General features: G+C 69.2%; 12 protein-coding genes. 5 read left to right on the top strand and 7 right to left on the bottom strand.

Annotated features, from left to right (window positions below):
• Window positions 1-43: 43 nt before the first annotated feature.
• Window positions 44-619 carry an ATP-binding protein gene (locus tag AB0B89_RS01480; RefSeq protein WP_358546449.1) on the top strand — a complete coding sequence of 192 codons (576 nt, stop codon included), beginning with the start codon at window positions 44-46 and terminating at the stop codon, window positions 617-619.
• Between the two features lie 95 nt (window positions 620-714).
• On the opposite strand, the gene AB0B89_RS01475 is transcribed toward AB0B89_RS01480, so the two are convergent.
• Window positions 715-1,188 carry an inositol monophosphatase family protein gene (locus AB0B89_RS01475; protein ID WP_358546446.1) on the bottom strand — a complete coding sequence of 158 codons (474 nt, stop codon included), beginning with the start codon at window positions 1,186-1,188 and terminating at the stop codon, window positions 715-717.
• Window positions 1,189-1,694: 506 nt separating this feature from the next.
• Here AB0B89_RS01475 and AB0B89_RS01470 point away from each other — a divergent pair.
• Window positions 1,695-2,033: a ribbon-helix-helix protein, CopG family gene (locus AB0B89_RS01470; protein ID WP_358546443.1), complete on the top strand. Its 339-nt coding sequence runs from the start codon at window positions 1,695-1,697 to the stop codon at window positions 2,031-2,033.
• A 129-nt stretch (window positions 2,034-2,162) separates the two neighbouring features.
• Here the strand turns inward: AB0B89_RS01470 and AB0B89_RS01465 are convergent, their stop codons facing one another.
• Window positions 2,163-3,059 carry a phosphorothioated DNA-binding restriction endonuclease gene (locus AB0B89_RS01465; protein WP_358546440.1) on the bottom strand — a complete coding sequence of 299 codons (897 nt, stop codon included), beginning with the start codon at window positions 3,057-3,059 and terminating at the stop codon, window positions 2,163-2,165.
• 382 nt (window positions 3,060-3,441) lie between these two features.
• On the opposite strand from AB0B89_RS01465, the gene AB0B89_RS01460 reads away from it, so the two are divergent.
• Window positions 3,442-3,618, top strand: coding sequence for a hypothetical protein (locus AB0B89_RS01460; RefSeq protein WP_358546437.1), 177 nt, complete (start codon window positions 3,442-3,444; stop codon window positions 3,616-3,618).
• Between the two features lie 121 nt (window positions 3,619-3,739).
• Window positions 3,740-4,267 (top strand): NYN domain-containing protein, encoded by a 528-nt coding sequence (locus AB0B89_RS01455; RefSeq protein WP_358546434.1) that lies wholly within the window; start codon window positions 3,740-3,742, stop codon window positions 4,265-4,267.
• A gap of 94 nt (window positions 4,268-4,361) precedes the next feature.
• Here AB0B89_RS01455 and AB0B89_RS01450 read toward each other — a convergent pair whose 3' ends face one another.
• The 3 genes from AB0B89_RS01450 to AB0B89_RS01440 all read right to left on the bottom strand — a co-directional run bounded on the left by AB0B89_RS01450 (window position 4,362) and on the right by AB0B89_RS01440 (window position 8,437).
• Window positions 4,362-6,410: a hypothetical protein gene (locus tag AB0B89_RS01450; RefSeq protein ID WP_358546431.1), complete on the bottom strand. Its 2,049-nt coding sequence runs from the start codon at window positions 6,408-6,410 to the stop codon at window positions 4,362-4,364.
• A 174-nt stretch (window positions 6,411-6,584) separates the two neighbouring features.
• Window positions 6,585-8,087, bottom strand: a complete 1,503-nt coding sequence (locus AB0B89_RS01445) for a hypothetical protein (RefSeq protein WP_358546428.1) — start codon at window positions 8,085-8,087, stop codon at window positions 6,585-6,587.
• Entirely contained in the window at window positions 8,084-8,437 is a 354-nt protein-coding gene (locus tag AB0B89_RS01440; RefSeq protein ID WP_358546426.1) for a hypothetical protein, read from the bottom strand. The genes AB0B89_RS01445 and AB0B89_RS01440 overlap by 4 nt, the downstream gene beginning before the upstream one ends.
• Window positions 8,438-8,829: 392 nt before the next feature.
• Between AB0B89_RS01440 and AB0B89_RS01435 the strand changes: the two genes are divergently transcribed.
• On the top strand, window positions 8,830-10,704 hold the full coding sequence (locus AB0B89_RS01435) for an N-6 DNA methylase (RefSeq protein ID WP_358546423.1): 1,875 nt from the start codon (window positions 8,830-8,832) through the stop codon (window positions 10,702-10,704).
• 90 nt (window positions 10,705-10,794) lie between these two features.
• On the opposite strand, the gene AB0B89_RS01430 is transcribed toward AB0B89_RS01435, so the two are convergent.
• Window positions 10,795-11,655, bottom strand: coding sequence for an aldo/keto reductase (locus AB0B89_RS01430; protein ID WP_358546421.1), 861 nt, complete (start codon window positions 11,653-11,655; stop codon window positions 10,795-10,797).
• Window positions 11,656-11,770: 115 nt separating this feature from the next.
• Complete coding sequence (locus AB0B89_RS01425) at window positions 11,771-12,508, bottom strand: sulfite exporter TauE/SafE family protein (RefSeq protein WP_358546418.1); 738 nt, start codon at window positions 12,506-12,508, stop codon at window positions 11,771-11,773.
• Window positions 12,509-12,833 lie beyond the last annotated feature (325 nt).

Genomic DNA, 12,833 nt, shown 5'->3' with positions numbered 1-12,833 from the left:
TTTCCTGCTGTCCACCGCCACCGACAGCGAACGGAGCCTCTTCATGCCGCCCGCCAACCGCACCTCCCCGGAGCCTGAGGACCACACCCCCTGCATCCTGGGCCGACCGGAACATGTGGACCAGGAGCCTTCTGCGGACAACCGCGACATCCGCGTACTCGTGCGGATCCTTCCCCACGGCTCGGCCGCGCGCCGCGCCCGTACCCTCATCCGCGAAGTCCTCCATCACGCCGGCCTGACCCAGGACGCCGTCACCGACGCCGAGATCATCGCCGGCGAACTCGCCGCGAACGCCGAACGGCACGCCCGCCAGCCGTACGAACTGCGCGTCTTCCACCTCGACGGAGTCCCCACCTGGTGCGAGATCGTCGACGGCGACCCCGACCCCGAGAAGATCCAGGACGCCTTCCAACGGCTGTCCACACTCCCCGAGCCGGACCTGTCACTACTCGCCGAGAACGGACGCGGCCTACAGATGACCTACGAGCTGTCCCAAGGCCACTGCAAGGCGTACCGGACCACCACGACCACCACAAAAGCCCCCGGCAAAGCCGTCGCCTTCGCCCTCCCCACCGCCTCCGGAACCTGGCTGACTGCCGGTGACGCTCGCCGCCGGTAGCAACGGCTCACCTCAGGCACCACGTGTCGTCGACTTCGTGGTCCTTCGCCACCCGGGCGGAGTCCTGCTTGCTCATAGTGGGAGCTGTTTGCCGATCAGTTCCAGCAAGGCGGCTCCACCAGTCGGGAATCGGGCGAGGGCGCGAGTTTCTCGTCCAGGCCGTCCCGGCGGACGTACGCGTGATCGCCATCCGTCCAGAACACGTCATCGGCGAACGGGTCGGCCGAGGCCGCCACCGCGATGTCCGAACCCACGCGCAAAGCGACGTTCACCGCTACCAGCATGTTCCGCGCGGCGTAGTTCAGCGTGCCGCACAGGGGGTCGACCAGCCACATGCGCTCGGCGCCGCCCGAGCCTGTGCGTCCGCTCTCCTCGCCCGTCACGCCATCGTCCGGCCGGGCGGTGCGGAGGACGTCCAGGATCATGTTCTCCGCTTCGATGTCAGCGGCCGTAGCGAAGTCACCCGCGGATTTCTGGATGCGCGTCAGCGGCGCCCCGTACATGGCGCGTACGACGGCAGCCCCTGCCTGCGCCGCCTTTACGGCCAATTCCCCATCAGTGATCAGCATGTGCGCAGGATAGCCGCGGCTGCTCCACCGCCTGATCGACGAACGTGGCCTCCCGACCGCCGGCACACCGAACGGCCATGGCTCACGTGCTGCGGGCGGGGGCGCGGAAGACCTGGCGGGTGTGCCATTCGATGTTGGCGGCGTCGACGGGCATAGCGCCGGCAACGTGGCCGTCCCCTCGCCCCCCACCGCGTCATACCGTGAGTAATATTTCGTTACTCAGAGTGGCGGCTTTGGCTAATTTTGCATGGCACAATGCAGCTGTGCGTAGAATCAGGTTCACGCAGTCAGCGCGGAAGCACCGCATCGGTAGAGCGCGGACCCTGTTCGTCATCCGTGGCGGTCCCCCCCACCGTGGTGCCGCCGCCCGGGCCGCACTTGGACGAACAATGGCACTGGCTCGGCCGAGACGACCGCGGGTTGGAACTGGAGGTCATCGCGGTCCTCACCGAGAAGTGCCTGCTGGTCATCCATGTCATGCCGACCACATTCAGGAGGAGCACGCCATGACGCAGAGCAGCGGCCCCTGGCCCCCCGACGATGTCGAGCTGACCTTGGACGATGCCTCTGACGTCGATCTCGACGCCGAGGAGATCTACGACCGGCGAGGCAACCGTATAGACCAGGCGTACGTGGATGCCGCCGTCGAACACGTGCAGCGGACGGTGGGCCGCCCCTCACTCGGCGCCCATGGCGAACGTTCCCCCCAAGTGACCTTCCGCCTGAGCGCCGAAGAGAAGGCCGCCGCCAAGGCGCTGGCCGAACGCGAGGGAAAAACCGTGTCCCAACTGGCGAGAGAGGCCTTCGCCCGGTACATCCGCGAACACACTGACCACGCCGCCTGAGCCATCCCTGGGCGCGACGAGCAGGCGCGCGGCGTCCACGAGAGGCATGGCCTCCCATAGCGGCAGCCGCGCGGGCCGGTCGGTCTGGAGTACGCCGAGGACGGACGGGTATGCGGACCCGTCCGTCGCTCATGTGCTGCGGGCGGGGGCGCGGAAGACCTGGCGGGTGTGCCATTCGATGTTGGCGGCGTCGACGGGCGCGTGGCCTGGTTGCGCGCGGCGGATGGGACGTTCGGCCAGAGCGAGGACCATCGCCCTTGCCGCGGGCGTCCGGCCGACGAACTTCGCCGAGACGGTGATCGTGCGCTCGCCGGTCATGCCGAGGACGCCCTTGTCGAACAGCTTGTGGTGGATCGAGCACAGGCACAGTCCGTTGGCGACGTCGTCCGGCCCCTCGAACGCCCGCCAGCGGACGTGGGCGGCGTCGAGGCCGACCGTGGTGCCGTCCAGCCAGCCGTCGTACGCGCAGAACGCGCAGCAGTACTCGTACGCGATGAGGACCTTCTCGCGGAAGGCGGGATCACGCCGGAACGTCGCACGCGCCGGGACGCGTGCCGGATCGGCCGCGTCGTAGGTCTCCAGATCGAGTCCCGTCAACTGACAGATGTCCTCGTGCAGTGAGGGTGAGAAGTTCGCGTCGAGCAGGTGCCGCGCGAGCCGGACCACCAGGTGGGAGTCGTCGGACAGTGCGCGCAGGAGGTCGGGGTGGAGTCGGCCGGTGGCCTGGGAGTCACGCAGACGGCCGAGCTCCGGGCCAGGACTTCCCGGTCCGTTCACGGTGTCGACGAGCCAGATGCCGTCGCTGGTCAGGTGGTGGAACGGGTAGCCGGGGCTGGTCTGCCTCGGCGGTCCGAACTCCTTGAGCAGGCGCTTGAGATCGGCCTCCGCGCCGCTGAACGGGATCGGCCGACCGCCGTGTCGCTGGAACCGTCCGAGGGCGTAGAGCAGCAGGAGCGGCTTGTGCGGCGCCCGTTCGCCGTCGCGCGTCCAGCGCCTGACGTCAGCGACGCGCCGCACCCAATCCATGGGCCATCACCTTACGACGATGCTTCGTCGTGGCGACAGGTGTCGGTGTCCGACGATGTCGAATCGCGAGGCGCCAGGCCGATGGATGGCCGGACCCGGAAGCGGTGACCGTTCGTGGTCGCCCGAACCGGGCACCTCCAGGGCCGTAGCCCGCACCTCGAATCGAACATAGGCAATTGTGCACTTGATTCACATGTGATTCACTAAGAACGGTTGACAGTCCCCGGCGTCGGCCCAACAGGGACACGCGACATGCACGCCACCGCCCAGCTGGACACCGCGAGCGTGGCCTTCCCCTTTCCCCGAGCCGGGCGCCCCCTCCGGCGACCCTCCCGACCAGGGCTGACAGCGCGACCCGTATCCCTTCTTCGAGGAGATCCACATGCTCCGCCGTCTGCTCGCCGTACTGACCCTCGCAGCGGCCGCGTTCACCACGGCCGGTGTCAACGCGACCGCCGCCCACGCCGACAGGACCTACAAGGGCAAGGTGCTGCTGCCCGCCGGTACCCGGCTGGTCACCGTCAAGGCCGACGGCGCCTGGACCCTGGTCCACCGCTGACCCTCAGAGCCGGCTCGCCCGCACACGGTCACGGGGCTTCTAATGCCTTTGTGCATCGAGTTCACATGTGCTGTAATTAACACAGACGCACACCAGTGCACTCGTGGAGAGGACTTGGATCGTGATCACCCCCGTCACGCACCTGGACGAGTTCCGTGCCCGCGCCTCGCGGGCGAGTCGCCGTTCCCGTCACCTTGAGCTGAGGCGTGGCCGGGCCATGCACCTGCTCGACATCGAGAATCTCGTGGGCTCGACCCGTCCGACGACCTCCGAGGTCGAGGAGGTGATGACGATCTACGAGGCGCTCGTGCCGACAGGGGTCATGGACCACTACGTCGTGGCCGTGAACCACACCGCGCTGCTGGCGGTGGGGATCGCGTTCCACGGGGTGCGGTTGCTGGCCCGGTCCGGCCCCGACGGCGCCGACAGCGCCTTGGCCGAGACGGCCTACCTGGACCGCATCGACCTGCGGTTCGAGCGGGTCGTCATCGGATCCGGTGACGGCTTCTTCGTCAGCCTCGCCCGGTGGCTGACCGAAGCGGGCCTGCACGTGACCGTCGTCGCGCGTCCCGGTTCCCTCAGCCGGCGCCTGTCCACCGCCGTACGCGACATCATCCCTCTCGAACCGCCCACGCAGCACGCCGCCTGACAGATCACCCATGTCCGATGCCGCCGGGTCCACGCCCGGCGGCATCAGCGATCTCGCCTTGCGTCACGCTGGTCGGGCACCGGCTCAGATGCCGTCAGTTCGTGCGGGTGTTGGGGAGATGGTCGCCTACGTGGCCGATCCAGATCTTGCCGGTGGCGCCGCCGGAGTCGTCGTAGAAGTGGATCCGAGGAGCTGGGCAGCCGCCTTTGCGGATCTTGATGTGCGCCTCCATGAGCACCCTGCCCGACGGATGCACCTCCGGGGGCACGCTGAAGATCCGGCTCGCGCTGTACTTGCCGTTGGTGTTCACGGTCTGGGATTCGCTCATGGCGACCATTCCCGAGGGGATGGTGTGATCCGCTGCGTCACTCCTGCACCATTCGAAGAAGCCTCCGACGAACCTGCCCGACGACCGGGCCGTGGCGAACGAGTCCAACGCCTGCAGGGCGTCCCATGCCTTGGCGGCCCAGGCCCGGGCGAGCGTCGGGTAAGCGAGATCCAGTCTTGCCGCGGGTGTGTCGGTGTCCCCGATCTCCACGTGGGTCAGCGCCTCCCTGGCCATGTTCAGGGTGTCCACGAGGCCGGCCGGGTCGAAGCCGGGTGTTTCGGGGGCCAGGCCGTAGGCGGGGTGGCCGGACAGGGCGAGCCTGCTCTCCAGCCAGCGGACCCGTTCCCTGAACTTGCGCGCCAAGGCCACGGACTCGGCGTACTCGCTCTGCAGGATCTCGTGCTCGGCACTGAGCCGTTCCATCTCGTCCGACAGCCGGTCGCTCTCGCCCTCGGCCTCGGCGAGCAGCATCTCCCCCTCCGCCTCGGTTCCGCGTTGCTGTGCGAGGACGACCTCGCGCAGCCCGTCGACGTGCGCTTGGAGGGTCCGCATCTGGCGGAGCAGTTGCCCGCTGTCCGAGCCTTTCCCTCCCGCCGACGCCGCGAGGTCGAGGGCGGCCTCCAGTTCTCCCCGTATCTGGGCGGCCACGGCCCCGGCGACCGTACGCGCGAGTTCGGTCACGTCGAACACCGGCCCCGCCGCGACGCGCGCGGCCAGCGGGGCGACGGGTGCGTCCGGTTGGGGTTCCGGTACTGGCCGGGCTGCCGCCTCGGCCGTGGGGAGGGCCGACGAACCGGGTAGGTCCGAAGGACTGTGAGGGGCTGAGCCACCGGGGAAGGCCGAGGGGCCGGGGACCGGGGCGGGACGCACGGTGAGGGCCATCATGCGGCGTCGCAGATCTTCCCTGCCCCGGTCGACGGAGGCGGGTCGTGCCGCGACGGCGTCGGCGATGTCTCTCGGCTGGGCCTTGCCGGCCAGGACGCGGGAGACGATCCGGAAGGCGCGCTGGACGTCGTCGGGAAGCGGGCGGCGCGAGGTCTCACCGATGATCCCCTCCGCTGCCAGGTCGAGAGCCTGATCTCCCTGGGAGCGGAGCATGCCGCCTCCCATCGGCCGGTGCCGATAGGGATAGTTCTCGGTCTTCGGGTCGAACGGCGCCACGTACGTGCGGATCCCCCCGCCGAAGACGCCGAGGTCAGGACCGACCGCGTCGTTGAACCGCTGCAGGGCACGCAGGTCGGCGAGGCGCACCACCACTCCGGCGCCGGCGATCACGGCGGCGAGGTAGCCGGCCCTGGCCGAGGCCGCCCGCGGATCCTGCGGATCGGCGGCCACGACGACGAACGGCACCCGGCGGTCGCGCTCGGCCAGGGTGTGGATCAGACGGGGGACGTCGTACTCGTCGACCACGTCGGGCGCGTCGGTCAGGTGCACCGCCCCGTCGGTGATCTGTGCGGTCCGCAGGTAGGCGGGGAGGAATCCCGGTGCCTGGCCCGCGCCGCTCTCGCCGTCCTCCTCGACCGTGACGACGACCCAGCCGGTCATCCTGGGAACCGACTCGGCGTAGGTGACCCTGGTGCGCAGCAGCGCTCTCCCGCGTTGTTCCTCCACGAGGAACCGGCCGCAGTCTCCTCGCCGTTCCAGGCGGGACCTGGCTCCCTCGACCTTGGACTCCTGCAACGGCTTGCCCGCGTCGGGCGGGGGGAGCCCCTTGCCTTCGAGCCATTCTCCGAAAGCGCGGCGGAGCCGGAGGGAGACCGGGGCGGCCTTGTCGCGAAGGACTGCCTGGTAAAGGCGACTCGCATTCGAGGGCATATTTCACGTTATCCAGATATAGCAACGTACGACGATGGTAGGGCGAATTGTTACGGTGAACACCTTTCTTCCGCGCGCTAGCCAGGATTATGTGGCTTTGTGCCGATAAGCGGGATTCCTCCCTTCTGAGGTGGCCGCGGTAAGCGGCCCGGGGCCTTGTGGGCGGGGCCCGGTTCAGTAGAGGCGGGTTAGGGTGATGTCGTCTCCGATGATCTTCTGGGCGAGGAGGAGTTCCACCTCGGAGGCGTCGGCGGGGCTGGGGCCGACGATCACGTCGGCTGCCGCGAACAGGGAGTGCAGCCCGTCCGCGCCCTCCTGGCTGATGCAGGGCACCCCGGCCGGCTCGGCGTCCGTGTAGATCACCTTGGCGATCGACCGGCCGTCGGAATCGTGGAACCCGTGGGCCAACGTCCATCCGTGATCGAGGGAGGTGCCCATGTCCAGAGCCGAGTTCCCGAGGAAGGTGACTCTGAGCTGCGGCGCCACCCAGTGCTCGGCGTTGTGCAGGTAGCCGGCCGGTGACAGGTAGGCCCACGGCTCTGTGAGGAAGGTGCCCACCATGAGGCGCCGGGCGTGGATGAACTCCTCGTAGCCGTCGAGGAACCCGGTCACCCAGTCGACGAGATCAGGTTGCAGGTGGGCCATGGACTCGCGAAACGACGCGAGGGAGCGCTCGTCGCGGTCCAGGGACCGGCGCAGGGAGTCAAGGGTCGGCGGCTGCCCGGTCAACTCGTCCCACCGGGCGAACGCGTGCGTCATGTCCCCGTCCCCGAAGAACCCCCGGGGTCCCGTCGCCTGCATCGCCTTGGCGAGCAGCGCGAACCGGACCAGTGGATGGGCCTGGTCCTGTGCCGCGAGCGGGTCGCCCAGCAGGACCCATCCGGTGAACATCGCCATGAGATCGGCGATCGGGGGCGCCCCGGCGAAGGCGAAGGCGTTGCCCAGGTAATGCAGAGCCACGCCGTAGCGGTTGCCGGCCTGCATCATCAGGGTCAGGAACCGCCCCGCGACGTCCTGCCCCAGGGAATCGGACGCTTCCTGCGCCTGGACGAGGAATGCCGACGCCTCCTTCAGGTGCGCCCCCGTGAGGCCGAGGCCGCCGCCCCCTTCCGGAGGCGCCTCGAACTGGATGAGCCGGGCGCGGTATCCCTCGCACACAGTGATGAGATGCGCCAGACTCGTCGAATCCGTCGACATGACATTTATCTTCTTATATACGGAGTAATCGGGATTTTCCGGAAGAAAAGGAAAATCCATGGGTAGCGTGAGTCCTGCACCCATGTCGGTGAGCATGGCCGCCCAGGCCTCACGCTCACCCGGGGACATGCGGCACCAGGTGGTGATCGGTACAGGCAACGCGTCCGCCCGGTCCCAGATCCCGTTCCCGCGCAGGTTGACCAGAAGCTGGATCAGGTTCAGGCCCAGCACCACGCGCGTCCGCATGTGCCGTGCTCCAGCCGGGGACAGCAGGAAGTCGTGGAAATGCCGCACCTCATGAGGGAGCACGGTAGTGCTGGAGACGGCGTCCAGGAAGGCCGGATCATCCAGCTCGGACAACCGCTCAGGCACCTCCACGCCGAGCGCGTAACGTCGCAGCTGGTCCCACCTTTCGGCCGAACCCACCGTCAGCGCGATTCCGGGGAACCTCGGGTCGAAATCGCCGAAGACCGTGCTCACGGCTCGGTCATCCCGGTCACCAACCGGAAGGCCGCCTTGATCTCCTCCTGGGTCAGATCGGTCTTCGCCTCGATCGTCACCTTGCGCAAAGGCCCCTCGAAGACCAGCTTCTGCGTCTTGCCCGCTCGCATGCGTTCCCAGAGCTGGGGGATGATCGGACCCTCGATGAACAGCGCCGAGACGAGAGCGACGATCGACTCCACCGTGCCCAGGTCGAGGGCCAGCCGGCCTGGATCGGCCACGGGTGCCCGGGCGACCACGGTCTCCCCCGCGCCGGTCAGCTCCTCCGCCAGAAACGACACGGTCTCCTCGTCGGCCAGGATCCGGATCCTGCGCTTCGACCCGCTCATGCTCACCATCCCTTTTCGTGTCAGTGAACGCCCCTCGCACGCCCGTACGGTCACGCTGGGTCCCCGGAGTCGGTGGCGAACGAAGCGTCGGGCGACGAGCGCCCCGGACATCGGGGCGTTTCTCGTGAAGGATTCGCGACTCGACAGCCCTACGACAATCGTTCGCAAATGAGGCATATGGATACAGCGAGGCCTCATTTTACGTCCAGAGCCGGGCTTCATCACGGGAGATTGGCATGAATACCAGACGGCGGAGTCGGTGGATTCATTTCCTCTAGCACTGACTGCGGCCGGGCGTGAATCACGTACACGTGCCCCGGACCAGAACCTTCTTCCTCCAGCCTTCTAGACTACGTTGGCATCCACATGGGATGTGCTGACGTGGGAACACGTTGGACGAGGAGAGCTGGAGGCCGGCGATCAGCGGAGACGAGGCGACCGTCACGTCGGCCGACATCGCGCGCATGGCGGGGGTCGGGCGCGCCGCGGTGAGCAACTGGCGGCGCCGGCACGAGGACTTTCCCGAGCCGGTCGGCGGCACGGCGACCAGCCCGACCTTCTCCCTCAAGGATGTCGAGGCGTGGCTGCTCGGCCAGGGGAAGGTCGAGGAGCTGCCCTTGCGGGAGCGGGTCTGGCAGCAGATCAGAACGGCCACCGACGAGATCCGGCTCGGCGAGGTGGCGGCCGAGGCCACCGAGCTGCTGCGCGGCCAGGGCAGGCCCCGGCTGGTGCCGCGGACAGCGTGGAAGCTCATCAAGGAGTACGCGCAGGAGCGCGGCACCGCGGAAGCGACCCGATTCCTGCTGGACCGCTACGCCGAGGTCCACTCCCGCCGCCTGGTCGAGACGCCCGCCGAAGTGGCGGACTTCATGGTGAGGCTGGCCGGGCCGGGCGTCCACACGATTCTGGACCCCGCCTGCGGCCTGGGGATCCTCCTCGCGATGAGTGGAGCGGAGCGCGCGTACGGGCAGGAGTGCGACGGCTCTCTCGCCCGGCTGTCGCAGACGCGCCTTTCGCTGGACGGAGTCGAGGGCGAGGTGCGGGCCGGCGACTCCCTCCGTCAGGACGCCTGGCCGGGCGTGACCGTGGACGCCGTGCTGTGCCATCCCCCCTTCAACGAGCGCAACTGGGGATACGACGAGCTGACGAGCGACCCGCGCTGGGAGTACGGCCTGCCGCCCAAGTCGGAGTCGGAGCTCGCCTGGGTCCAGCACGCGCTCGCCCACCTGAACCCCGGCGGTGTGGCGGTCCTGCTGATGCCCGCCATCGCGGCCAACCGCCGATCGGGGCGGCGCATCCGCAGCAACCTGCTCCGCCGGGGCGTCGTCCAGGCCGTGATCGGCCTCCCGCCGAAGATGGCGTCGGGGACCGGCCTTCCCGTGCACGTCTGGGTCCTTCGCAAGCCCGCGGGCGACGGCCGTACGCCGTCACGCGTGCTGATGGCCGAGGCCGGGCCCGCCGGTTTCGACGCGATCGCCGAGCGGTGGCAGGCATTCCAGGATGATCCCGACCGCGAGGTGGACGTGCCGGGTGAGATCCGCACCGTCCCGATCATCGATCTGATCGACGAGGACATCGACGTGACTCCGGCACGGCACGTGGGCGTTGCGGACGAGGCGGGAGGCGACTACCCCTCCTTCCGCGAGCAGTTCGTCCGCCGCCTCGAACGTCTCGCGACGCTGGTGCCCGACGCGCTGCCCGGTAAGGCCAGGGAGATGCCGATGGTCCTGCTCTCGGAGCTGGAACGGACCGGAGCGCTGACGATCCACCAGTCCGGCAGGTACGACGTCGACGGCACGGGTGAGCTCGTACTCGACGCGAGCCGCCTGTTCACCGGAGGACCTGTCGTGACGCGCACGCGGCCCGAGGACAGGGTCGTGATCCGGCCGGGTGACGTGGTCGTGGCGACGCGCGACCGGGAGATCGCCGCCGAGGTGATCGAGGACGCCGGTCTCCTGCTCGGCCCTCGTCTCACCCTTCTCAGGCCCGACGCCGACCGAATCGACTCGTACTTTCTCGCGGGGTTCGTACGCACCCTGTCGCTGTCGACGGGCGGCACCCAGTCGGGCCTGACGCGCTTCGATCCACGGCGTGCCCAGGTGCCGCGCCTCCCTCTTCCCGGGCAGCGCCGCTACGGCAAGGCGTTCAGGAACCTCTTCGCCTTCGAGGCGGAGCTCCGCGAGGTGCACGGGTCCGGCCTGACGGTGGCGGCGTCCGTCGCCATGGGGCTCGCCAGCGGCGCGCTGGACCCCCCGCCACCGGCATGATCTCAGCCTTGGTCGTCCAGGGGGCTTGTACGAGCTGACGCGTCGGCCGGTGCCCGGCGGGCAAGGTCGGGCACCGGCGAGCGACCCTCGTCAGGCGGCGTCGAGGCGGCCCACTTCCTCGGGGGAGAGCTTCAGGTCCACCGCGCCGACCGAGTCGCGGATCGTCTCGGGGCGCGAGGAGCCCGGGATCGGGATCAGGATCGGCGACTTGGCGAGCATCCACGCCAGGCACACCTGGTGCGCGCTCGCTCCATGCTCCTTGGCCACGTCCTCGAAGGCGCCGAAGCGCGAGCCCAGCTCGCCCGAGCGGACGATGCCGCCGAACGGGCTCCACGGCAGGAAGGTGATGCCGAGCTCGGTGCAGAGCTCCAGCTCCGGCTCGCTGGAGCGGAAGGCCGGGGAGAACTCGTTCTGCACGCTCACCAGACGCCCGCCGAGGATCTCGTTCGCCTGCCGGATCTGGGCGGGGTCGGCGTTCGAGATGCCCGCGAAGCGGATCTTGCCCGCGTCGAGCAGGTCGCGGATCGCCCCGACCGAGTCCGCGTACGGCACCTTCGGGTCCGGGCGGTGGAACTGGTAGAGGCCGATGGCCTCGACGCCGAGCCGCCTGAGCGAGGCGTCGCACGCCTGCTTGAGGTGCTCGGGCGAACCGTCCAACCTCCAGGAGCCGTCGCCGGGGCGCACGTGGCCGCCCTTCGTCGCGATCAGCACGTCGGAGGTGTCGCCGCCGTACCCGGCGACGGCGCGGGCGATCAGGGACTCGTTGTGGCCGACCTCGTCCGCGTGCAGGTGGTAGGCGTCGGCGGTGTCGAACAGCGTCACGCCCGCGTCCAGCGCGGCGTGGATGGTCGCGACCGAACGCCGCTCGTCGGGGCGCCCCTCGATCGACATCGGCATCCCGCCGAGCCCGATCGCGCTGACCTGGACATCGCCGATGCGGCGAGTCTGCATGGGAGTTCCTCCTCGAATGAGTGGTACCTGTCCAGTCTTTCCTGCCCGCCGTCGATCCGTCCAACAGCCCCGGCGCACCGCGTCGGATTCGCCGGGCGACCACAGCGTGGAGGGGTCATAGGAGCAGGCGTACCGCCGCGACGAAGGTGAGGAGCAGTGTCACCCGTTCGAACCACGTCCTGTTGATGTGGTCGATGACCGCGCGACCGGCCGCGGCGCCGACGAGGACGGCCGGGGCGGTCACGGCGGCGAAGGCCAGCGAGGCGGGGGTGATGAGCCCGAGCCCGACGCTGAACGGCACCTTGAACGCGTTGATCGTCAGGAAGAACCACGCGCTGGTCCCGAGGAATCCCAGCATCGGCATGCCCGCCGCGAGCAGGTACAGGGCCATGATCGGGCCCGCGGCGTTGGCCGTCATGGTGGCGAAGCCGGAGAAGACCCCCGCGAAGGCGGCCACCGCCCGGTGGTGGGCCAGGGACGCCTCGGCCCCTCTGCGCCGGTTCCAGAAGTGGACGGCGATGATGACCAGCAGGATCACCCCGATGAGCCGTCTCATCTGCGCGTCGTCGACCCAGCGGACGACGACGGCGCCGGCCACCACTCCGGCGGCCACCCACGGGAAGAGCCTGAGCAGCCTCGGCCAGTCGGCGTGGCGGCGGTAGGAGGCCACGGCCACCACGTCGCCGACGAGCAGGAGCGGCAGGAGCGTGCCCGTGGAGCTCCTCGTCGGGAGCACGAGCGCGAACAGGGCGACCGCCACCGTCCCGGTGCCGGCGACGCCGGTCTTGGAGAACCCTACGAGGACCAGCGAAAGCAGCAGCACCGCCCACTGCGCGACGTCGAGGGACGGCATCAGCCTCGCCCGAAGGCGCGCCCCTCGACGTGCGCCCGGCCTGAGCAGCCGTGCGCCTGGCCCGGGAAGCCGTGTATCCGATCTCGGAAGTCGCGTGCCCGGCCTGGGAAGCCATGTATCCGATCTCGGAAGTCGCGTGCCCGGCCTGGGAAGCCGCCCGCGGCGTGTCGGCCTGGGGCGGGCATGTCCGGAGCGGACCCGATCTCGGGAAGGGCGTCGGGGGTCGCGTCTTCGATCGGCATGAAGCCCAGCATCCTTGGACAATACGACGGCCCGCAATCCTTTCCTCCGCCCGGTGGGCAGGCGTCCGCCGCCGCACCAGGTC

It is taken from the genome of Sphaerisporangium sp. NPDC049002, assembly GCF_040649355.1.
Lineage (GTDB): Bacteria > Actinomycetota > Actinomycetes > Streptosporangiales > Streptosporangiaceae > Sphaerisporangium.
Note: the sequence above shows the minus strand (reverse complement) of the source record. Positions and strands in the feature narration are given on the sequence as shown.